This window comes from Pikeienuella sp., assembly GCF_046290545.1.
In the GTDB taxonomy this organism is placed as follows: Bacteria; Pseudomonadota; Alphaproteobacteria; order Rhodobacterales; family Rhodobacteraceae; genus Pikeienuella.
The window spans coordinates 332,610-352,945 of sequence record NZ_JBKAGV010000014.1; the positions used below are offsets into that span (position 1 = coordinate 332,610).

The 20,336-nt window shown below is 69.9% G+C and carries 24 protein-coding genes; 7 read left to right on the plus strand and 17 right to left on the minus strand.

The genetic code is table 11. The annotated features are described in order from the left end of the window. Positions 1 to 26: 26 nt before the first annotated feature. Positions 27 to 719 carry a DUF1045 domain-containing protein gene (locus ACE37J_RS13275; protein ID WP_409711737.1) on the plus strand — a complete coding sequence of 231 codons (693 nt, stop codon included), beginning with the start codon at positions 27 to 29 and terminating at the stop codon, positions 717 to 719. On the opposite strand, the gene phnN is transcribed toward ACE37J_RS13275, so the two are convergent. Genes phnN through ACE37J_RS13310 form a run of 7 tightly spaced genes read right to left on the minus strand, consistent with a single transcriptional unit; the run spans position 691 to position 5,989 of the window. Next, the gene (phnN, locus tag ACE37J_RS13280) at positions 691 to 1,236 is read right to left on the minus strand and encodes a phosphonate metabolism protein/1,5-bisphosphokinase (PRPP-forming) PhnN (RefSeq protein ID WP_409711738.1); all 546 of its coding nucleotides are present in this window, start codon (positions 1,234 to 1,236) and stop codon (positions 691 to 693) included. The genes ACE37J_RS13275 and phnN overlap by 29 nt on opposite strands. After that, on the minus strand, positions 1,233 to 1,919 hold the full coding sequence (phnL, locus tag ACE37J_RS13285; protein ID WP_409711793.1) for a phosphonate C-P lyase system protein PhnL: 687 nt from the start codon (positions 1,917 to 1,919) through the stop codon (positions 1,233 to 1,235). Before phnL ends, phnN begins: the two co-directional genes overlap by 4 nt. A 5-nt stretch (positions 1,920 to 1,924) precedes the next feature. Beyond that, positions 1,925 to 2,878: a magnesium/cobalt transporter CorA gene (gene corA / locus ACE37J_RS13290; protein WP_409711739.1), complete on the minus strand. Its 954-nt coding sequence runs from the start codon at positions 2,876 to 2,878 to the stop codon at positions 1,925 to 1,927. Continuing rightward, a complete protein-coding gene (locus tag ACE37J_RS13295; RefSeq protein WP_409711740.1) occupies positions 2,878 to 3,825 on the minus strand; it encodes a CorA family divalent cation transporter in 948 nt (315 codons plus the stop codon). The genes corA and ACE37J_RS13295 overlap by 1 nt, the downstream gene beginning before the upstream one ends. A 9-nt stretch (positions 3,826 to 3,834) precedes the next feature. Then, positions 3,835 to 4,605 carry a phosphonate C-P lyase system protein PhnK gene (gene phnK, locus ACE37J_RS13300; protein ID WP_409711741.1) on the minus strand — a complete coding sequence of 257 codons (771 nt, stop codon included), beginning with the start codon at positions 4,603 to 4,605 and terminating at the stop codon, positions 3,835 to 3,837. Continuing rightward, positions 4,602 to 5,123 carry a GNAT family N-acetyltransferase gene (locus ACE37J_RS13305; RefSeq protein ID WP_409711742.1) on the minus strand — a complete coding sequence of 174 codons (522 nt, stop codon included), beginning with the start codon at positions 5,121 to 5,123 and terminating at the stop codon, positions 4,602 to 4,604. The genes phnK and ACE37J_RS13305 overlap by 4 nt, the downstream gene beginning before the upstream one ends. Then, complete coding sequence (locus ACE37J_RS13310) at positions 5,120 to 5,989, minus strand: alpha-D-ribose 1-methylphosphonate 5-phosphate C-P-lyase PhnJ (protein ID WP_409711743.1); 870 nt, start codon at positions 5,987 to 5,989, stop codon at positions 5,120 to 5,122. Before ACE37J_RS13310 ends, ACE37J_RS13305 begins: the two co-directional genes overlap by 4 nt. A gap of 32 nt (positions 5,990 to 6,021) precedes the next feature. Here ACE37J_RS13310 and ACE37J_RS13315 point away from each other — a divergent pair, with 32 nt between their 5' ends. Then, complete coding sequence (locus ACE37J_RS13315) at positions 6,022 to 6,189, plus strand: hypothetical protein (protein WP_409711744.1); 168 nt, start codon at positions 6,022 to 6,024, stop codon at positions 6,187 to 6,189. A 2-nt stretch (positions 6,190 to 6,191) separates the two neighbouring features. On the opposite strand, the gene ACE37J_RS13320 is transcribed toward ACE37J_RS13315, so the two are convergent. From ACE37J_RS13320 to phnG, 3 genes are read right to left on the minus strand one after another with little or no spacing between them, the layout of a single operon-like run. After that, on the minus strand, positions 6,192 to 7,268 hold the full coding sequence (locus tag ACE37J_RS13320; protein WP_409711745.1) for a carbon-phosphorus lyase complex subunit PhnI: 1,077 nt from the start codon (positions 7,266 to 7,268) through the stop codon (positions 6,192 to 6,194). Further along, the gene (phnH, locus tag ACE37J_RS13325) at positions 7,268 to 7,831 is read right to left on the minus strand and encodes a phosphonate C-P lyase system protein PhnH (protein ID WP_409711746.1); all 564 of its coding nucleotides are present in this window, start codon (positions 7,829 to 7,831) and stop codon (positions 7,268 to 7,270) included. The genes ACE37J_RS13320 and phnH overlap by 1 nt, the downstream gene beginning before the upstream one ends. Continuing rightward, on the minus strand, positions 7,828 to 8,307 hold the full coding sequence (gene phnG, locus ACE37J_RS13330) for a phosphonate C-P lyase system protein PhnG (RefSeq protein ID WP_409711747.1): 480 nt from the start codon (positions 8,305 to 8,307) through the stop codon (positions 7,828 to 7,830). Before phnG ends, phnH begins: the two co-directional genes overlap by 4 nt. A 113-nt stretch (positions 8,308 to 8,420) precedes the next feature. Between phnG and phnF the strand changes: the two genes are divergently transcribed. Continuing rightward, positions 8,421 to 9,128, plus strand: a complete 708-nt coding sequence (gene phnF, locus ACE37J_RS13335; RefSeq protein WP_409711748.1) for a phosphonate metabolism transcriptional regulator PhnF — start codon at positions 8,421 to 8,423, stop codon at positions 9,126 to 9,128. Between the two features lie 7 nt (positions 9,129 to 9,135). Here the strand turns inward: phnF and ACE37J_RS13340 are convergent, their stop codons facing one another. Beyond that, complete coding sequence (locus ACE37J_RS13340; RefSeq protein ID WP_409711749.1) at positions 9,136 to 11,187, minus strand: GAF domain-containing protein; 2,052 nt, start codon at positions 11,185 to 11,187, stop codon at positions 9,136 to 9,138. 153 nt (positions 11,188 to 11,340) lie between these two features. On the opposite strand from ACE37J_RS13340, the gene ACE37J_RS13345 reads away from it, so the two are divergent. Then, the gene (locus ACE37J_RS13345; protein ID WP_409711750.1) at positions 11,341 to 11,754 is read left to right on the plus strand and encodes an ester cyclase; all 414 of its coding nucleotides are present in this window, start codon (positions 11,341 to 11,343) and stop codon (positions 11,752 to 11,754) included. 167 nt (positions 11,755 to 11,921) lie between these two features. On the opposite strand, the gene ACE37J_RS13350 is transcribed toward ACE37J_RS13345, so the two are convergent. Then, a complete protein-coding gene (locus ACE37J_RS13350; protein ID WP_409711751.1) occupies positions 11,922 to 12,485 on the minus strand; it encodes a TetR/AcrR family transcriptional regulator in 564 nt (187 codons plus the stop codon). Between the two features lie 75 nt (positions 12,486 to 12,560). On the opposite strand from ACE37J_RS13350, the gene ACE37J_RS13355 reads away from it, so the two are divergent. After that, positions 12,561 to 13,598, plus strand: a complete 1,038-nt coding sequence (locus ACE37J_RS13355; protein ID WP_409711752.1) for a fatty acid desaturase family protein — start codon at positions 12,561 to 12,563, stop codon at positions 13,596 to 13,598. Between the two features lie 67 nt (positions 13,599 to 13,665). Here ACE37J_RS13355 and ACE37J_RS13360 read toward each other — a convergent pair whose 3' ends face one another. From ACE37J_RS13360 to ACE37J_RS13375, 4 genes are read right to left on the minus strand one after another with little or no spacing between them, the layout of a single operon-like run. Beyond that, a complete protein-coding gene (locus tag ACE37J_RS13360) occupies positions 13,666 to 14,283 on the minus strand; it encodes a chloramphenicol acetyltransferase (protein ID WP_409711753.1) in 618 nt (205 codons plus the stop codon). A 60-nt stretch (positions 14,284 to 14,343) separates the two neighbouring features. Beyond that, positions 14,344 to 14,928, minus strand: coding sequence for a hypothetical protein (locus ACE37J_RS13365; RefSeq protein WP_409711754.1), 585 nt, complete (start codon positions 14,926 to 14,928; stop codon positions 14,344 to 14,346). Further along, positions 14,925 to 15,662: an SDR family oxidoreductase gene (locus tag ACE37J_RS13370; protein WP_409711755.1), complete on the minus strand. Its 738-nt coding sequence runs from the start codon at positions 15,660 to 15,662 to the stop codon at positions 14,925 to 14,927. Before ACE37J_RS13370 ends, ACE37J_RS13365 begins: the two co-directional genes overlap by 4 nt. Beyond that, the gene (locus ACE37J_RS13375; protein WP_409711756.1) at positions 15,659 to 16,597 is read right to left on the minus strand and encodes a DMT family transporter; all 939 of its coding nucleotides are present in this window, start codon (positions 16,595 to 16,597) and stop codon (positions 15,659 to 15,661) included. The genes ACE37J_RS13370 and ACE37J_RS13375 overlap by 4 nt, the downstream gene beginning before the upstream one ends. Before the next feature lie 105 nt (positions 16,598 to 16,702). Here ACE37J_RS13375 and ACE37J_RS13380 point away from each other — a divergent pair, with 105 nt between their 5' ends. Both ACE37J_RS13380 and ACE37J_RS13385 read left to right on the plus strand, forming a co-directional pair. Then, positions 16,703 to 18,334: a long-chain-fatty-acid--CoA ligase gene (locus ACE37J_RS13380; RefSeq protein WP_409711757.1), complete on the plus strand. Its 1,632-nt coding sequence runs from the start codon at positions 16,703 to 16,705 to the stop codon at positions 18,332 to 18,334. Between the two features lie 329 nt (positions 18,335 to 18,663). Beyond that, on the plus strand, positions 18,664 to 19,413 hold the full coding sequence (locus ACE37J_RS13385; protein ID WP_409711758.1) for a glycosyltransferase family 32 protein: 750 nt from the start codon (positions 18,664 to 18,666) through the stop codon (positions 19,411 to 19,413). A gap of 14 nt (positions 19,414 to 19,427) precedes the next feature. On the opposite strand, the gene ACE37J_RS13390 is transcribed toward ACE37J_RS13385, so the two are convergent. Next, entirely contained in the window at positions 19,428 to 20,267 is an 840-nt protein-coding gene (locus ACE37J_RS13390) for a hypothetical protein (protein WP_409711759.1), read from the minus strand. Positions 20,268 to 20,336: the final 69 nt, after the last annotated feature.

Genomic DNA, 20,336 nt, shown 5'->3' on the forward strand with positions numbered 1-20,336 from the left:
TCGGGCGGCAAGGGAGAGCCCTGGAGATGGAGAAAGAGACGCCCTGGCGCCGCTACGCGCTCTATCACACGCCGCCGCCGGGGCCGCTCGCCGCCTTCGGCGCGTCCTGGCTCGGCTGGGACATCGCCGCGGGCGCGGAGGCGGCGCATCCCGAGGTCGCGGGCCTGCCGCACCCCGTTTCCGAGCTCACCGAGACGCCGCGGAAATACGGCTTCCACGGCACGCTCAAGGCGCCCTTCCGCACCCGCGCCCGGCTCGCCGAGATCGAGGAGGCGACGGCCGCGCTCGCCCGCGCCGTCGCGCCCTTCGCCGCGCCGCCGCTGCGCCTCTCCCGGCTCGGCTCCTTCCTCGCGCTGACCCTGGCCGCCGAAAGCCCCGCCCTCTCCCGCCTCGCCTTCCGCTGCGTCGAGGCGCTGGACGGGTTCCGCCTGCCGCCCGACGAGCGCGAACTCGCGCGCCGCCGCGCCTCGCCGCTCACCGCCGGGCAGGAGGCGATGCTGGCGCGCTGGGGCTATCCCTATGTCGGGCCCGAATTCCGCTTCCACATGACGCTGACCGGCTCCCTGCCGCCGGCCGAGGCGCGGGCGGTCGAGGCCGCGCTCGCGCCCGTGGTCACGCCGCTCCTCGGGCCGGAAACGGCGATGGGCGCCATCGCGCTCTGCGGAGAGGGGGCGGACGGGCGCTTTCATCTCATCCGGCGTTTCGCATTGGCGGGGTGAGCGCGGCGAGGAGGCGGGAGACGCCTTCCTCCACGCTCCCGTCATTCTGCACCACCACCGCGTCCTTCGGCGGCGGGAAGGCGGCGCGGGCGAGCCGCCGGGCGATCTCCGCCTCGCTCTCCCGCCCCCGCGCCGCGAGCCGCCGGGCGAGCACCGCCTCCGGCGCGGTCACATAGATCACCTTCAGATGGGGGAAGACGAGCCGCGCCTGCCCCACGGCGCCGCGCGAGCCGTTGAGGATCACGTCGCGCCCCGCCTCCATCTCATCCCCGATCGTCGCAGGCGCGCCGTAGAGCAGCCCGTGCGCCTCCCACCAGACGGCGAAGAGCCCGGCGGAGCGGCGCCGCTCGAACTCCTCGCGGCTGACGCCCTCATAGGGCTCGCCCCCCGCCGCCTCGGGCCGGGTGACGACCCGGCGCGCCCAGAGAAGCTCCGGCCGCCGGGCGACGGCGCCGGCGATCAGCGTGTCCTTCCCCGCGCCGGAAGGGCCGAGGACGACGAAGAGCCGCCCGCTCACGCCGCCATGCCCTGCGGCGTGAAGGCGGAGACATCGACCTCACGGTCGCACACCGCCGCGCGCGCGCCCTCGTCATGGAAGATGCCGAGGATCGCCGCGCCCCGCGCCTTCGCCTCCGCGATGAGGGAGAGGACGGTGGCGCGGTTCGCCGCGTCGAGGCTCGCCGTCGGCTCGTCGAGCAGGAGCGCAGGGTATTCATGCGCGAAGCCGCGGGCGATGTTCACCCGCTGCTGCTCCCCGCCCGAAAAGGTGAGGGGCGAAAGGCTCCAGAGCCGCTCGGGAATCCGCAGCCGCGCCAGCAGCGCCTCGGCCTTCGCTCGCGCCTCCTCCGCCCCGGCGCCGACCCGCAGCAGCGGCTCCATCACCACGTCGATCGTCGGCACCCGCGGCACGACCCGCAGGAACTGGCTCACATGGCCGAGCGTCGCGCGCCGGAGCGCGATGATCTCCCGCGGCGCAGCCTTCGCCACGTCGAGCCCGCCGACGAGGATGCGCCCCTCCCCGGCGAGGTAATTGCCGTAGATCATCCGCATCAGCGTCGACTTCCCGGCTCCGGAAGAGCCCGTGAGCGCCACGCATTCCCCGGCGGAGACGCTCAGCGCCGCGCCCTGCATCACGGGGATCACCGCGCCGCCCTGGTTGTGCAGCGTGAAGGCCTTGGCCACGCCCGAAACCTCGATCATCGCCATCAGAACCATCCCTTGCGCTTGAAGTAGATCAGCGGCGCCGCCGCGGAGAGCGCCATGAGCCCGAGCGCGGCGGGGTAGCCCCAGCGCCATCCCAGCTCCGGCATCCATTCGAAATTCATGCCGTAGATCGAGGCCACCAGCGTCGGCGGCAGGAAGACGACCGCGACGACGGAGAATATCTTGATGATCCCGTTCTGCTCCACGCTGATGAGGCCGAGCGTCGCGTCGAGCAGGAAGGCGGTCTTCTGCATCAGGTAGCCGGCCTGTTCCGAGATCGTCCGCACGTCGCGGAGCTGCGACTTGAGGATCGTCTTGGCGTCCTTCCCCGCCTTCTGGTGGTCGAGCACAGGGGCGAGGAAGCCGAGCAGCCGCTCCATCGTCACGAGGCTGTCGCGCAGTTGCGCCACGCGCCCGTCGAGCCGCCCGATCTCCTTCAGCGCGCCTCGAAGGTCGCCGTTCGCCGCCTTCTCGGCCTCGAAGGTCTTGAGGGAAAGCGTCTCGATCCGCCGCCCGGCCAGCTCAGTGATGTCCGCCAGCCGGTCGATGATCTCCTCGATCAGCCCGATCAGCGCCGTGGCGGCGGAGGAGCAGGGCAGGGCGGCCTTGCCCGCGCGCTTCGGATAGGTCTCGAACGGCCGCGGGTCGTGATGGCGGACGGTCACAAGCCGCTGCGGGGTGAGCATGAAGCTCACCGGCCCGATCTCCGCCTTCTCCGTCTGGGTGTAGGCCGGCAGCAGCGCCGTCATCACCGCCACGCCGTTCTCCACATAGAGGCGGGAGGAAAGCTCGATCTCCTCCTGCTCCTCCCGCGTCGGCGGCTCCGCCCCGATGAGCGCGGAGAGCCGAGCCAATTCCTCCCGCCCCGGATTGACAAGGTCGATCCAGAGCGCGGCCTCCGGCCCCGCCGGCTCCGGCGCGAGCCCCCCCGCCTCCAGCCGCCAGCAGAGCATCATCAGAACCACCCCCGCCGCCGGAACCAGAAGAGCGGCCCCGCCGCCGAAAGCGCCATCAGGAGCAGCGCCAGCGGATAGCCGAAGGGCGCGCCCAGCTCCGGCATGAACTCGAAATTCATGCCGTAGACGGAGGCGACGAGGGTTGGCGGAAGGAACACCACCGCGACGATGGAGAACATCTTGGTGATCGCGTTCTGCTCGATGGAGATGAGGCCGAGCGTGGCGTCCAGCAGGAACGCCGTCTTCTGCATCAGGAACCCGGCCTGCTCCGAAATCGTCCGCACGTCCCGCTGATGGCTGGCGAGGAGCGCCAGCGCGGCCTTCGGCGCATCCCGCTGCTCCAGCACCGGCTGGAGGAAGCCGAGCATCCGCTCGATGGTCACGAGGCTGTCCCGCACATGGGTGACGATGGAATCGCGCCAGCCGATCTTCTGCAGCCGCGCCTGAAGGTCGGGCCGCTTGCCGCGCTCCGGTCGGAAAACGCTCTTCGTCAGCGACTCGATCTTCCGCCCGACATATTCGACGAGATCGGCGAGGCGGGAGATCGTGTCCTCGATCAGCCCGAGGAGGATGGCCAGCGCGCTGTCGCAGGGATGGGCGTGCTGCGCCGCCTCCGCCGGATAGGTCTCGAAGGGGCGCGGCGTATGCGTGCGGAGGGTGAAGAGCCGGTCTTCCGCAAGGATGAAGGTGACCGGCCCGATCTCCGCCTGATCTGTCTTGGTATGGGCCGGGATCAGCGCCGTCATCACCGCCGCGCCCCGCTCGACATAGAGGCGGGAGGACATCTCGATCTCGGCCTGCTGCACCCGCGTCGGGGCCGGGAAGCCGATCATCGCGGAAAGCGCGTCGCGCTCCGCGTCGGTCGGATCGAAGAAATCGAGCCAGATCGCCCCTTCCGGCTCCTCGCGGGCGAGCCCGCCATCCTTCAGCGCATATCCCGTGATCATCCCGTTTCCTCAGACCTGGAGCACCGAAGAGACGAGAAGCTGCGTGTAGCCGTGCTGCGGATCGTCGAGCACCTGATCGGTGAGCCCGGCCTCCACCACCCGCCCGTCCTTCATCACCATCAGACGGTCGGCCAGAAGCCGCACCACCGCAAGGTCATGCGTGACGATGATCGCGGAAAGGCCAAGCTCCCTCACGAGAGAGCGAATGAGGTCGAGAAGCCGCGCCTGCACGGAGACGTCGAGCCCGCCGGTCGGCTCGTCCATGAAGGCGAGGCGCGGGCCGGTGACGAGGTTGCGCGCGATCTGGAGCCGCTGCTGCATGCCGCCCGAGAACGCCGTCGGCCGGTCGTCGATCCGGTCCGCCGCGATCTCGACCCGGCCGAGCCAGTCCGCAGCGCCCTCCCGGATGCGGCCGTAATGGCGCGCGCCCACCGCCATCAGCCGCTCGCCGACATTGCCGCCGGCGGAGACGCCCATGCGCAAACCGTCCCGCGGGTTCTGGTGGACGAAGGCCCAGTCCGTGCGCGAAAGCATCCGCCGCTCGGGCTCCGACATTTTCAGAACGTCCCGTGGGCCCTCGCCGCGGGTGTCGAAGATCACCTCTCCCTCGTCGGGCGGGAGCTTGCCGGCGAGGCAACTCAACAAGGTTGATTTACCCGAACCGGATTCCCCGACGATCCCCATCACCTCGCCGGGATAGAGATCGAAAGAGACGCCTGCGCAGCCGATGCGGGGGCCGTAGCGCTTCGTGAGATCGCGGACGGAGAGAAGGGGGGTCATGCCGTCGGCTCCCCTTCGAAATCGGGTCGCCTGCGGAGGCGGGCCATGGCGAGGCTGTCGATCAGGACCCCGTTGCGGAGCACGTCCGCCCGCCTTCGCCCCTCATGGGCGAAGCCGAACGCCTCATAGAGCGCGACCGCGCCGGCATTGTCCGCATTGCAGGTCAGCTCGACGCGAGCAAGCCCGATCCAGTTGTCGGCGATGTCGAGAAGCGCCGCCAGAAGCGCGCGCCCGACGCCCCGTCGCCATCGATCATCCGCCACGAAGAGGAAGACCTCGCCCACATGCGAGCGCCGCCCGACTTGTCGGATCAGCGTTCCCGAGCCCGCGACCACGCCGTCGGTCTCCGCGACGAGCGTATGAACGCCCGGCCCGGGCTGGGTCAGCCTTTCCCGCGCAAAACTCTCTGTCTCGAAGGGCATTCGAAGCGTTCCGGCGCGCACGCCGGGCAAGTTCATGATCGCCGCAAGCGGCCCGGAATCGTCGGGCCGCGGGGCGCGAATGACGATCGCGTTCACGCAGCGTCCTCCTCATAGGGCGCGCCCATCGCGCCGACATGCCCCGCCGCCCGCCGCTCCCGGCAGAAATCGGTGTCCGAGCACACGAACATCCGCCCGCCCGCATCGTCCATGATGACCTCGTCGAGATAGGAGCCCTCCGCCCCGCAGAGCGCGCAGTTATGCGGCGCGGCGGAGGGGTCGAACGGGTGATCCTCGAAATCGAGGCTAACCACGTCCGTGAAGGGCGGAATGGCGTAGATCCGCTGCTCCCGCCCCGCGCCGAAAAGCTGGATCGCGGCGGAGCGGAGCTTCGGATTGTCGAATTTCGGGATCGGGGACGGGTCCATCACATAGCGCCCCTCCACCTTCACCGGATAGGCGTAGGCGGTGGCGATATGGCCGTGGCGGGCGATGTCCTCATAGAGCTTCACATGCATCAGCCCGTATTCCTCGAGCGCGTGCATCTTCCGCGTCTCCGTCTCGCGGGGTTCGAGAAAGCGGAGCGGCTCCGGGATCGGCACCTGATAGACGAGGATCTGGTCCTCATTCAGCGCCCGTTCCGGGATGCGGTGGCGGGTCTGGATCACCGTCGCCTCCGCCGTCCGCTCCGTCGTGGCGACGCCCGCCGTCTTCTCGAAGAACTTGCGGATGGAGACGGCGTTGGTCGTGTCGTCCGCCCCCTGGTCGATCACCTTGAAGACGTCCTCGGGCGTCATGCAGGCGGCGGAAACCTGCACGCCGCCGGTGCCCCAGCCATAGGGCATCGGCATCTCCCGGCTGGCGAAGGGGACCTGATAGCCGGGGATCGCCAGCGCCTTCAGCAGGGCGCGACGGATCATCCGCTTGGTCTGCTCGTCCAGATATGCGAAGTTGTAGTCGTTCATCGCCGATCCCCGTTCCCCGAAGGGAGGCTGAAATGAAGCTCGTCCTGATCGTCCTCATGGCCGCCGCGGCGGTCCTGCTCCTGGCCCGGCTCCGCCCCCGCGGCGGCGGCGATGACGGAGGCCGCCGCGCCCCGGCGCCCATTCCGCTGCCGAAGGATGACCGGCCCGCGCGCCGGCCGGAGCGGGAGAAGATCGACTAGGCTCACTCCGCAGCCTCCCGCATCGCATCCGCCCGGATCTTCCGGATCAGCTCCAGTTCGGACTGGAAGTCGACATAGTGGGGCAGCTTGATGTGCTCCACGAAGCCCGTCCCCTGGATGTTGTCCGAGTGATAGAGGACGAATTCCTCGTCCTGCGCCGGGGCGCCGACATTCTCCTCCCCCAGTTCCCGCCAGCGCAGCGCCCGGTCCACCAGAGCCATGGAGATCGCCTTGCGCTCCGACTGGCCGAAAACGAGGCCGTAGCCGCGGGTGAATTGCGGCGGCTCCGTCTTCGATCCGGCGAACTGGTTCACCGTCTCGCATTCCGTCACCATCGCCTCCGCCACCTCGATGGCGAAGCCGAGCTCCGGAATGTCGAGCTCCACCGCCACCATGCCGATCCGCAACTCCCCGACGAACGGATGGTTCCGCCCGTAGCCGCGCTGCGTCGAATAGGCCATGCCGAGCATGAAGCCCTCGTCCCCCCGCGTCAGCGCCTGCAGCCGGAGCGGGCGGGAGGCGGGAAGCTCCAGCGGCTGGCGCGTCAGGTCCGGCGGCGTCTCCTCCGTCGGCGGCTCCTGCTGGATCAGCCCGTCCTGCCCCAGAAAGTCGAGGATATGCGGCGTCGCCTCCGCCCGCGCCGCCGCCTCGCGCGCGACCGGCGGCTCCCCCTCCGCCGCGAGCGCGAAGTCGATCAGCCGGTGCGTGTAGTCGAAGGTCGGGCCCAGAACCTGTCCGCCCGGCGCGTCCTTGAAGGTGGCGGAGACGCGGCGGATCGGGCGCATCCGCGCTGTGTCCACGGGAAGCGCCGCGCCGAAGCGGGGCAGGGTGGTCCGATAGGCGCGGACGAGGAAGATCGCCTCGATCAGGTCGCCCCGCGCCTGCTTGATCGCGAGCGCGGCGAGGTCCTCGTCGAAGAGCGACCCCTCCGCCATCACCCGCGCGACGGCGAGGGAAAGCTGCTCCCGCACCTGATCCGGGGAGAGCGCGGGGACCGCAGGGTCCCCCCGCCGCGCCTCGGCGAGCCAGCCATGCGCGGCCTCGATCGCCGCCTCCCCGCCCTTGACCGCGACATACATCAGCCCGCCTTCACGCGCGTCGTGCGCGGCAGGGCGGCGAGCCGGTCCCCCGCGCACAGGTAGAAATCGAGCCCGAGCGGGAAGAGCGCCGCATTCGCCCGGAAGGCGTCGATATCGGGGAGCGAAAGCCGCGCCTCCCGCTCGATCCCCGGCCCGGTCAGCCTCGCCCCCGCCGGCTCCAGCGCCGCCATCTCGACGATCAGCGTCGCCGACCGGTCCGGATATTCCGCCGTCCCGACCGCGAAGCGGGCGAGGGGTTGCAGCGAAGCCCAGTCCCCCACGGCGAACATCGCCCGCTCCGCCGGAACGAAGGGCGCGCCGCAATGAAAGGTCAGCCAGCCCCGCACCGCCTCGCAATCCCAGGCCCCGGCGAGGTGCAGCGGCGTCTCCGGGTCCGCCAGCGTCAGCAGAAGCGCCCCGGCGGCGGGGGAGAGCGGCGCGGGCGGCGCCGCGCCCTCCACGCGCTCGATGGTTCCGGGGCGCGCCACGGCGCGGAGCGCGGCGCGGAAGGCCCGCGCCGCCTCCGGCGCCGGGTCTGCGAAGGCGCCCGAAAGGCCGCTCATTCCGACTCTCCCCTGACCATGGTGAAGAACTCCACCTTCGTCGCCGCCGCCTTCCGCGCCCGCGCCTCCGCCGCCGCCGCCATCTCCGCCGCGAGCGGGTCGAGCAAAGCGGCGCGGAGCCGCGGCGCCGCCCCCGTCTGCATCAGCGCGTCGATCAGCGCGGCGGTCAGCGCCTTCGCCTTGTCGCGGCCCTGCACATAGCCGTGCCCCTCCTCGCCGGTTTCGAGCCGCACCGCCGCGCGCGTCACCGTGATCTCGCCGAGGTTGAAGGCCGCGCCGGAGCCGCCCGCCCGCCCCCGCGCCATTACCGCGCCGATCTCGGGCCGCCGCAGCACCTCATGCGCCGGCGCCGGCCCGGCCTCCGCCCAGAGCCGGGCGAGCGAGGCGGCGGGCGCCTTCGCGAGGAGGGAGAGCCAGGCGCGGCGCCGCTCGATGGCGGCGCCAGTTTCTGCGTCTCGTTCTGCGGGTCCGGTCATTCGACACCTTGTCAGGTTGTCTATACTACTATACAACTAGACTTCTGATACAGGACCCCGCGCAGGATTCCAAGCGCCGAGACGCGACACTCTGATGAAGATCGGATGACATCATGGCGGAAACGCTCTGGCGGGAGATCGAGACGGCCCTGAAGGCGGAGATCGCCTCCGGCCGCTACCAGCCGGGGGAGAAGCTGCCGACGGAGGCGGCGCTCGCCCGCCGCTTCGGCGTCAACCGCCACACCGCCCGCCGCGCCCTCGCCGCGATGGCGGAGGCGGGCCTGATCCTGACGCGGCGCGGCTCCGGCGCCTTCGTCGCCTTCCGCCCGGCGACCTATCCGCTCGGCCGCCGCGTCCGTTTCCACCAAAGCTTCACCGAGGCGGGGCGCAGCCCGACGAAGGAGATCCTCCGCCTCGAAACCCTGCCCGCCGGCCCGCGGGAGGCGGAGGCGCTCGGCCTCGCGCCCGGCGAGATGGTCCACGTGTGGGAGGGGATCGGCCTCGCGGACGGCGCGCCGCTCAGCTATTTCCGCGCGGCCTTCCCCGCCGCGCGCCTCCCCGGCCTGAAGGAAGGGCTGGCGGAGACCCGCTCCGTCACCGCCGCCCTCGCGCAGGCGGGGATACCCGACTATGTCCGCGTCTCGACGCGCCTCTCGGCGGAGCGGGCGCGGCCCTTCGAGGCGCGGCACCTGCGCCTCGCGGAGGGCGCGCCGCTCCTCCTTTCCGTCAGCGTGAACGCGACGCCGGGCGGCGAGCCCGTGGAATACGGCCGCACCTGGTTCGCGGGGGACCGTGTGGTGCTGGAGGTGGCGGCGGGGTGAGCGCGGCTCACGCGCGGAGCGCGAAAATCTCCATCGGCTCGCGGATTCCCTTGATCTCGACCGCCCCGCGGCTCTCCGCGGCGAAGGCGTCCTCGATAGCGGCGAAGGCGCGCGGGGAGAGGAGGATCTCGTCATCCCCCGCGATGTCGCAGAGCCGCGCCGCCGTGTTCACGGATGTGCCCGAAGCCGTGTAGTCGAACCGCCCCGCCGAGCCGACCATGCCGACCGTCGCATAGCCGAACGAAATGCCGACGCCGAAGCCGAGCCGGTGGCCGAGCCGCCGCCACCTGCCGCAGAGCGCGCGCATCCGCTCCCGCATGGCGATGGCGAGGCGCGCCGCATCCCCCGCCGGGTCGTCGCAGGCGATCGGGTCGTTGAAGATCACCATGATCCCGTCGGCCATCCGCTTGTCCACGCCGCCGCCATGGGCCGAGATGAGGTTCCCCATCTCCTCGTGATAGGCCTGCAGGACCTCGATGGTCTCCTCCGGCTCCGCCGTCTCGCAGAAGGCGGTGAAGCCGCGGATGTCGCAGAAGAGCGTCGCGATCAGCGCCCGGTGGCTGGCGAGCCGCCGCTCCTCCCCCTGCGAGACGAAAACCTCGGCGACGGCGGGGGAAAGGAACTGCTTCAGCCGCCCCACCCGCTCGATCTCCCCGACCTGCGCGGCGACCTTCTCCTCCAGCGAGGCGTTCAGCGCCTGCACCTCCGCCGTTCGGGCCTCGAGCGCGCGGAACTGCTGCACGTTCTCCAGCGCAATCACCGCCTGCGCCGCGAAGGTCTCGACCAGCGAAATCTGGTCGTCCGAATAGGGCCTGACCTCGTGACGGAAGATGATGAAGCAGCCGATCCCCTCGCCATTCGAGATCAGCGGCACGAAGAGGTTGGTGCGGATGCCCTGATTGTCGCAAAGCGCCACGACGTTGGGATAGCCGGCGCGGTATTCGTCCGTATCCCGCATGTCCGGCAGGTGAATCGCCCGCTTTTCGATGATCGAGCGGGCGGCGAAGGAGCGGACCGGGTCCATCGGAATCCGGCCCTCCCGGTAGATTTCTTCCGTGCTCTCCACCGCGCCGTGATGCGCCGCCATGACCTGATGCGCATCACCTTCCTTCCCGAGCGCCAGCGCCGCGAAGGGCGCGTCGCAAAGCTGCCGGGCATGTTTCAGGATCACGTCGAAGACCGGCACCGCATCCTCGCGGGAGGTGCGGATCGCCTCCAGGATCTCGCGCGAGGCGGCTGCGCGGGCGAGCCGGTTCTGAAGCGCGCGGAACTGTCGGACATTCTCGATTGCGATGACGGCCTGGTCGGCGAAGGCCTGCGCCAACTCCAGAGCCCGCTCGTTGAACGGGTGAACCCGCGTCCGGTAGACGGTGAAGACGCCGATCAGCCGGTCGCCGGAGAGCATCGGAATCGCGGCGAAGGAGCGCGCGCCGCCAAGCTCGGCCGTCGCCACGCGAAGCGAGGCGCGTTCGCTGTAAGCCTCCTCGCCCCGCACGTCGGCGATGTTGACCACGGAGAGCGTCTCCGCCACCCGGCCGAGGCCCGTGGCCGGATCGACGGCGAATTCGCCGCGTTCCGCCAGCCAGGAGGCGAAGGCGGGCGCGATGTTGCGGGAGCGCATGGCGCTGAACCGGAGGCCGCCGTGATGTTCGAAGAGCACGCCGAACTCCGCCTCGCAGATGTCCAGCGCCTGGTCGATCACTTCGTCGATCACGGCGTCGAGGTCCGCGTCCCGCCGGCTGACGAGGCGGAGGACGCGCGCCATCATCCGCTCCCGCCGCATCGCGTCGTCAAGTTCGAGCGCGAGGTCGGCGGTGAGCGACGCCGCGTCCCGCTCCGCCTCGCTCGCCGCCTTCGGGTCGATCAGCGCCTGGGAGAGCGCGATCTTCGAGGTGACGCCGAGCTTGCCGTAGACGGTGCGGAGATGGGAGCGGATCGTGGTGGGCGAGACGCCGAGATCGCGCGCAATCTCCTTGTAGCTCAGCCCCTCGGCATAGGCGGCGGCGACTTCGAGCTCCCGTTTCGAAAGCAGTTCAGCCGCTTGCGCCTCGTCCTGCATTCCGCCCCCTCGCCCTGCGGAGGGCCTGCCCCGCGCATCCCTCCTGCATCTTCTGCTGCATTTGAACGATACCGGCGGGCGCCCGCCATGCCAATCTTCAAGACATGACGGCGCGGGGGTCGGCCCCGCCCGCATCCGACAGGAGACGAGACGATGAGCATGACGGAAACCGGAATGGCCTTCTTCGACGCCTGCGAGACGGGCGGCGGCTGGGCCGCCTGCGCGCAGTATTGCGCGGCGGACGCGAGCTTTTCCTGCCAGTCGGGCGCGCTGGCGGAGGTCCATACGCTGGAGGGCTACACAGAATGGATGAAGGGCCTCCTCGTTCCCCTCCCCGACGGCCGCTATGAGCTGAAGGGCTTCGCGGCGGACGAGGCGCGCGGCGTCCTCCTCGCCTTCGCCGTCTTCCACGGAACGCATTCCGCCGATGGCGGGCCGGTTCCGCCGACCGGGCGGAGCGTCGCCGCCGACTATGTCTATGCGATGGAATTCGCCGGCGGGCGGATCAGCCACATGACGAAGATCTGGAATGACGGCGATTCGCTGAAGGCGCTCGGCTGGGCGTGAGGCGGGCGGGGGCGGCGCGGGCCGCCCCTTGCGTTCCGCGCCTGAAACAGGTTTCCGCCGTGAGCGAGGGAGGTCAGGTCTGCGGACCTTCCCGCCTTTCATCTTCGCCATCTTCCTGATCGGCGGCTTCGAACGCTCCGGCGGGCGCGGTTCGCCATTTGCGGCGGCTATCTCGCGCCCGTCACCTTTAGCGCGGCGATCCGAAGTGAAGCGAGGAGCGTAAGCAGGTGTTCCCGGGTCCGTGCGCCGTGCTTCGCCGCGGCGGCGGACTGGTGCACGAACTCGGCGAATTGCTGCACGGTCTGGCCATCCCTTTCGATGGCTTTCGAATGCGGCGACAGAACGTGGGCGATGATCGCGATGTTCCTCTCCGCCGCCGCATCAAGCTCCGTTCGGCTCGTCGCGTTGAAGCCGGCGATGATGTCCTCCGCGTTCGGTGCGGCGTGCAGAAGGTCGAAGTGATCGACTACCGCATGCTCGAAGATGACGTCGAGCTGATCGCCGAGGCGATCGACCTTCGAGAGGCCGATCTCGATCTTCTCGACAGTTCGATCCGAGAGAAGCTTGATCGTGGCTTGCAGGACCGCGTCCTTGTTGGGGAAGGCGTTGTAGAGCGTCTGGCGCGAGACGCCCGCCTCGGAGGCGACGTCGCCCATGCCGGTGCGCTTCACCCCGTATCTGGTGAAGAGCCGAATGGCCGCTTCGATGATCAGTTCGTCCCTGTCCTTCATGGTCTCATGTTGACAAATGGCGGAGGATTGTCAATTTGACAAAGAGCGTCTTATTGTAAATCTGCGAGGCCGATCATGATCCCGGTGAACGCAAATCTCCGACTGATCGGGTTGATCGCGATCCTCGGCCTTCTGCAGATGGTCGTCGTTCCTGTGTTCCTCCTGCCGATCAGTCCTCATTTCGGCTGGCTCCTGCTTCTCGGCGTCATCGCCACGCCGACGCACTGGTCTCTGATCCACGAGGCGATCCACGGCAACCTGCTGCCCCACCGGGCCGCGAACGGGCTCGGCGGTCGCGCGCTGGCCATCGTGTTCGGCTCGCCATTCCAGCTGCTGCGCTTCGGCCATCTGATGCACCACCGCTTCAATCGAACGCCGCTCCAGCGGTCGGACGTCTCGCCAAAGGCCGGGCCCCCCGGCGCGAAGGAAAGCGCGTGGTACTACTTCCTGATCACCATCGGTCTCTATGCGTTCGAGGCCGCCGCCGCGCTCTTCGCGCTGCTGCCGGGCCGCATCCTCGAAGCGCTCGTCGTTCGCGCCTTCGGCGACGCCGCGCCTGACGGCCGGACGATGGCGCCGATGGCGCGAAAGCAGCTGCTCGAAGCGCCCGGCCGAAACCGCCTGCGGCTGGACGGGCTCTTCATCTGCATCCTGTTCGGGCTCGGCTTCTGGTTCTACGGCTCCTGCTGGTGGATGCTAGCCCTGGCGCTCGCCGCGCGCGGCGTGATCGTGTCGCTGCTGGATAACGCCTACCATTACGGCAACAAACTCGACGACCTCCATGCGGGCTACAATCTCCGGCTGCCCAGGGCGCTCCGGTGCGCGTTTCTGAACTTCAATCTCCACGAAGTGCATCATCGGCATCCGTGCGCGCCGTGGTCGGAGCTGCCGAGGCTCTTCGCCGAAGGCGGGAACGTCTATCACGAGACGCTCGCGCGCGCGGCGTTCCGCCAGTTCTTCGGCCTGATCCCCGAGCCGGTCGCGGCGAAGGGCGGGGCCGATCTGCGCAACCGCGCCGCGGATGTGCGGACATGCCGGACCGAGCGGGCGCGCACGGCCCCGGCCGCACTGATCGAAGCAGGTCACGGGCGGGATCCGTGGTCGCATTCGTGAAGGCTCGCGTTCAAGTCCGCGTCGGGTTCAATGCCGCCATTGGGTATCCCTCGTCAGGCGCCGAATCCTAACCGTCGTATTTCTCCAGGAACGCCTCGGCCTTCATGGCTCGGAAATCCGGCAGCGCCACGCGCAGCCGCTCATGGCTCCAGTCCCACCAGGCGAGCGCGATCAGCCGCTCCGCGATTTCCGGCGGCTGGCGACGGCGGAGCGGCTTCGCCGGGACGCCGCCGACGATCTCGTAAGGCGCCACATCCTTCGTGACGACCGAGAGCGAGGCGACGACGGCGCCGTGCCCGACAGTCACCTCGGGCCGGATCACCGCGCCGTGGCCGAGCCAGGTGTCATGCCCCACCGCCCCGATCCGCGCCCGCCGGCGGGCGAAGAAGTCCGCGTCGTCCGCCTCGTCGTCCCAGTAATCCGCGCTGCGATAGAGGAAATGATGCAGCGCCGCCGTCTCCAGCGGATGGTCGGTCGGCCCGATCCGGCAGAAGCTGGCGATGTTGGCGAACTTGCCGACCACCGTGTTCGCGATGTCCGCATGGCGGTCGCAATAGGAATAATCCCCGATCTCGCTGAAGGCGACGCGGCTCCCCTGTCCGATCTCGGTGAAGCGGCCGAGCCGGCTCGCCGTCACCGTCGCGCCCTCGTGTATGAAGGGCTCCGTCTCCTTCAGTCGCGCCATGTCGTCCCCCTTCGCAGCCCCGGCCTTCATGGCGGGCCGCCGCGCAGCCGTAAAGCCCGCTCAGCCGGTCCCTGCCTCCGCCAGTGCGCGCCGAAACGGCGTGTCCGTCAGCGCCGGCGCCTCGCGCACATAGCGCTCCGCCTCCGCCCGGCTCTCCCCCGTCAGCCCCGCGAGATAGGCGAGCGCGCGCTCCACGGAAAAGGGCTCGCCCCGCACCGCCTCGAAATTGGCGTCGAGATCGGTCCAGACGGCGCCGGCCGCCCCCGTCCGCGCCGCCCAGTCCCGCACCGCCTCGCCCGCCTCGGGAACCCGCGCGCGGAGGAAGCCGCTCCGCGCGCAGAAGGCCCCGATCTTCTCCGCCGCCGGCGCCCGCTCCCGCAGCCGCAAGTCCTCCGCCGCCTCGTGGATGTCCCCCTTGCGGGAGAGGATCGCGCTCGTCCGGCAGGGCGCGCCGTGGACGGGGTCGATGCACAGCACCAGCCCCATCTTCCGCTTCGGCGAGATGCGGGAAAACTCGAAGGGCAGGACCGGCCCCGCGCCCATCATCCAGTCCCCCTCCACCTTTGGCGCAAGGTCGTCGAGGTCCCAGATCAGCGAACCCCAGCCGATCACCGCGATCCGCCCGGCGAGCGCCTCCACCCTCACCGCCCGGCGAAGCGGGCGCCGCCATAGGCCTGCCCGGTCGGCGCCAGCTCCAGCGCGGAGATGTTGACATGCGGCGGCAGCGACGCCGCCCAGCGGATCGCCTCCGCCACGTCGTCGGGGCTCAGCTCCTCGATCCCCGTCTCCTTGATCGGCGCCCGCGCCGCCGCATCCGGGATCGCGACGTCATAGAACTCGGTCGAGACGCGGCCCGGCTGGATGTCGGTGAAGCGCACGCCCGTCCCCAGCCCTTCCAGCCGCAGGTTGCGCACCAGCCCGCGGATCGCGTGCTTCGACGCGCCGTAAAGCGCCGTCCCCGTCGGATAGAGGCCGGAGACGGAGCCCACGGTGATGACATGCCCGCGCCCACGCGCCGCCATGCCCGGCAGCGCGGCGGCGACAAGCTGGATCGTCGCGGTGACGTTGAGCGCGATCATCGAGGCGATCTCGTCGGGCGGAAAGCCGGAAAGGCCGGTGATCGCCGCGCCGCGCCCGGCATTTGCGACGATGAGGTCGAACCCCTCCGCCTCCACCAGCGCCCGCATCGCCGGCTCGTCCGTCGCGTCGATGGCGTGGGCGAAGGCGCCCGCCTCCTCCGCCAGCGCCGCGAGCCGCTCCGCCCGCCGCGCCGTGACATGGACGCGCCATCCGTCCGCCGCCAGCGCCAGCGCCGTCGCCGCGCCGATCCCGGAAGAGGCGCCCGTCACCAGCGCCTTGCCCCGTTCCGCCTTCGTCATGCCCTCTCCCCTTCCGCAATCCTGCGCCCGCCGAGCGTCAGGAACAGCCCCGCGCCGACGATCAGCGCCATGCCCCCCCAGGACGCCGCGCCCGAAGGCGCCTCGCCCCAGAGCGCCCATCCCGCGAGCCCGGCGAAGATCAGGAAGCTGTAGTCGAACAGCGCCGTCTTCGTCGCATCCGCGCTCTGGTATCCTCGCGTGATGAGGAGGACGCCGACAACCGCGAAAACCGCATGAAAGCCGATCACGGCCCAGACCGTCCCCGAAATCGGCCAGACCCATCCGGCGAAGAGGAACGGCGCCGCGGCCCGCATCGCCTCCGAAGCCGGCGCCGCTTCGAGCCAGACCAGCGCCGCGGCCCCCGCGAGGAAAAAGCCGACGAACTGGAGCAGCACGAGGCAGAACGGCGATTCCTCCGAGGCGAGCCGCCGCGTCGTGATCAGCGTCCCGGCCCAGAGCAGCCCCGCCATCGCCGGTATCGCCGCCGCAAGGTCGAGCCCCGCCTCCCAGGGCCGGAGCAGTATCAGCACCCCCGCGAAGCCGAGCGCGGAGGCGACGACCTGCCGCGCCCCGACCGCCGCGCGAAAGACAAGGGCGGAGATCAGCAGCACCCAGAGCGGCGAGGTGTAGAGCCCGGCGCCGACAATGGCGATCGGCGCCATCGGCAGCGCGGCATAGTAGAGCAGCATCGCGCCGACGCAGAATACAGTCCGGATCAGAGAGCCCCGCCACGAGATCGGCAGGAGCCGCGCGCCGAGCAGATGCGCCGCGAGCGCGAGGAGCGGCGCGGCGATGGCGGCCCGCATGGCGTGGAACTGCCAGATCCCGATCTCCTCCGCCGCCACGCGCACGAAATTGTCGATGAAGCCGATCACCGCCATGCCGGCCACGATCATCGCCGCGCCGAAGAGCGGCCGCTCCGCGCTCTGCGCCATCCCGACTCTCCCTGCCCGCGCCGCCCCAGATAAAGGCGGCCGCGGCCCTTTGCTTCGCCGATTTCGCTGCTAATCTCCGCGCAACGAAAATCACGGGAGAACGCCATGCGCGATCTGATGCAGCACTGGGAGATGCGAGTCTCCCATATTCTCGACCATGCCGCGAAGTATCACGGCGCCCGCCCGATCATCTCCCGCACCGTGGAGGGCCCGATCGAGACGACGAACTGGGCCGAGATCCACACGGGCGCGAAGAAGACGGCGCAGGCCCTCGTCCGCTCCGGGATCAAGCCGGGCGAGGCGGTCGGCGTCATGGCCTGGAACACGGCGCGGCATCTCAAGGTCTGGTATGGCGTCTCGGGCGCCGGGGCGGTGCTGCACACGCTCAACCCGCGCCTCTCGGCCGAGCAGCTCATCTACATCATCAACCACGCCGAGGACCGGATGTTCCTCGTCGATCCCGATCTCGCCGTGGTGATCAACGCCGTCGCGCCGCATCTGGCGACCGTGAGGCAGTTCGTCATCCTGACCGACCGGGCGCACATGCCGGAGAACATCCTGCCCGGCGCGCTTTGCTACGAGGAGTGGATCGGCGCGGAGGACGGGAATTTCGACTGGGTGATGGGCGACGAGCGCGACGCCTGCGGCATCTGCTACACCTCCGGCACCACCGGCAACCCGAAGGGCGTGGTCTACACCCACCGCTCCAACATGCTGCACGCCATGGCGGCCTCGGCGCCCGATTGCCTCAACGCGACCTCGCGCGACGTCATCATGCCCGTCGTCCCGCTCTTCCACGCGAACGGCTGGTCCCTCGCCTACACCGCGCCGATGAACGGCTCCGCCATGGTCATGCCGGGGCGGGACATGACGCCCGCGGGCATCTACGAGATGCTGGAAATGGGCGTGACGCTGACCGCGGCCGTGCCGACGATCTGGCTCGGGATGCTCCAGTATCTCCGCGCCACGGGCAAGAAATTCTCCACCCTCCAGCGCGTCGTGATCGGCGGCTCCTCCTGCCCGCGGGCGGTGATCGACGCCTTCCAGAACACCTATGGCGTCCGCGTCTTCCACGCCTGGGGGATGACGGAAACCTCCCCGCTCGGCACCACCTCCTCCTTCAAGCCGGAAGTCGCCGGCCTCGCGCCGGAGCAGCAGCTCGACATCCAGTGCATGGTCGGCCACCCTCCCTTCACCGTCGATCTCCGCATCACGGACGATGCGGGCGCCGAGCTCCCTTGGGACGGCGCGGCCCAGGGCAAGCTCTGGATCCGCGGCCCCGGCGTCGTCCGCCGCTATCTGAAGGCGGAGACGGACGCGGCGCGGAACGACAACTGGTTCGACACCGGGGACGTGGCGACCATCGACGCCAACGCCTATGTCCGCATCACCGACCGTTCGAAGGACGTCATCAAGTCCGGCGGCGAGTGGATCAGCTCCATCGACATGGAGAACGCCGCCGTCGCCCATCCCGGCGTGGCGGAGGCGGCGGCCATCGGCGTCGCCCATCCGAAATGGGACGAGCGGCCGATCCTCGTCTGCGTGAAGGCCCCCGGCGCGGAGCCGGACCCGGCGGAGATCATCGAACTCGCCTCCAAGGGCCTCGCGAAATGGCAGCGGCCCGACGACGTGGTCTTCCTCCCCGAGCTTCCGCACACCGCGACGGGCAAGATCTCCAAGCTCCACCTGCGCAAGACGCTGGAGGAGATGGAGTACAAGCTGCCGGAATTCCGCTGAGCCGTCGGTTTCCTGATCGCACAGGATGATCGGTTCGGGGGGCCGCAAACCGCGGGCGGCGGAGCTGTTGAACCGCTCCCAAGAACGCCCGGCTGATCTGACCCGCGTCAGATCAGCCGGCGCCCGCCGCCCCTCGCCCTCCGGCCTTCGCCTCCGGGCGACGGCCCCTGCATCTCTCCCCCGGAGAGATGCCGGTCGGGGCCGGGGGCAAGACCGGCGAACATCCGCATGATGCGATGGCTCTTCCCGCGCGCCGCCCACGGGTGGCGCGCCGGGCCGGATTGCGATAGCGCTTCCCCGGCGGAAGAACGGGAGCCGGGGGCGGGCCGATGCAGCGCATACCGAAGGTCGTCCACAGCTGCTGGTTCGGCGGCAAGCCGAAGCCGCCGCTCGTGGAATGGTGCCAGGAGACGCAGCGGCGCGCCCTCAAGGATTACGAATTCGTCGAATGGTCCGAGGCGAATTTCGATCTGGACCGCTACCCCTTCCTCCGCAAGGCCTATGAAGACCGGCAATTCGCCCATCTCTCGGACATGATCCGACTCCTCGTCCTGCGGGACCGGGGCGGGATCTACTTCGACACGGATGTGGAGGTGCGGCGCCCGTTCGACGACCTTCTCGAAGCGGAGTTCCTCGTCGGCTACATGTGGAAATGCATGCTCGGCACGGCGATCTTCGCCTCCGTGGCGGACCATCCGATCCTCCACGCCCTCCTCCGGCCCTATCTGGAGACGCCGGAGCAGATCGACTACACGCTGCCGAACAACCACATCTTCACCCGCTACTTCATCGACCATGTGGAGGGCTTCCGGCTCGACGGGCGGGAATGGCGCGGCGGCGGCGTGCGGGTGATGGACATGTACGCCTTCGAGCAGCCCTCCTTCACCCGCCGCAGCAACTACGCGATCCACCACTTCACCGCCTCATGGCGGGGGCAGAGCGCGATGAAGCGCCGGCTGAAGGCGGCGATCATCCGCGTCTTCGGCCTCTACGCCTATCGCCGCTACATCAACGAGAAGGCCTTCCGCACCTCCGCCTTCCGGCCCGTCTACGAGAAGGCGGTCGCCGAGCGGCGCTGAGCGAAGGCCGCGCCTCAGCGGTCGGCGAGCGCCCTGTCGAAGAAATGGCCGCGCACCAGCCATGAGGCCCCGAACGCGCCGAGCGCCACGCCCTCGGCCCAGAAGGTGACGTTCCATTTGCGCCAGGCCGCGCTTTCGTCCCATCCGGTCGCGAGCCCGAGGATGACGAGCCCCACGCTCGCCGCCATCGCCGCGCCGCTCGCATAATAAAGCCCGTTCCGGATCCGCTTCGCCCGCGTCAGCGCGCCGCCGGGCAGGCCGCCGACCCGGTGGCGCGCGTCGTCCACCCGCGGAAAGACGACGAAGGCGTAGATCATCAGCGCGGTGAAGAGCGCGCCGGCGAAGAGGCCGTGGAGCAGCCCGACCCCCTCGAACAGCCGGAACGCGCTCTCCGCCGCCGGGCCGGGGGCTCCGTCCGCCACCGTCGCGAAGAGCCGCGCGGGATGCGTCCCCGCCTCGCATCCATCGCCCGTCGTCGGCGTCGCCGCCACACCGAAGGCCATGACGCCCCCGAAATTGGCGAGCCGGCTCTCCCAGGCGGCGCGGCCCTTGTAGGCCAGCATGAGCGCGCCGACGACGGCGAGCGACCCGACGAAGAGATCGCCCGCAAAGGGCGCGAAATAGTAGTGGCTGAGCGAGTCGTAGGCGCAGATCCCGGCGAAGGACATCAGGTAGAGCAACGGCGCGAGCGCGACGCCGATCACGCCGACATAGGAGGCGAGGAAGTTCTGGTTGACGACGAAGAGATAATCCTCCCCGCCGGAGGCCGGCCGCGGCGGAAGGCCCAGCCGCTCCCGCTCCCCGCGCGGCAACGCCGCCGTCAGCGCGCCCGCATCGATCCGCTCCAGCAACATGATCTGTCCCCCCGCCGCCAATGCGCGAAGCCTAGCGCCGAACCGGGGCGAAGATCAAAGAGAAGCGGG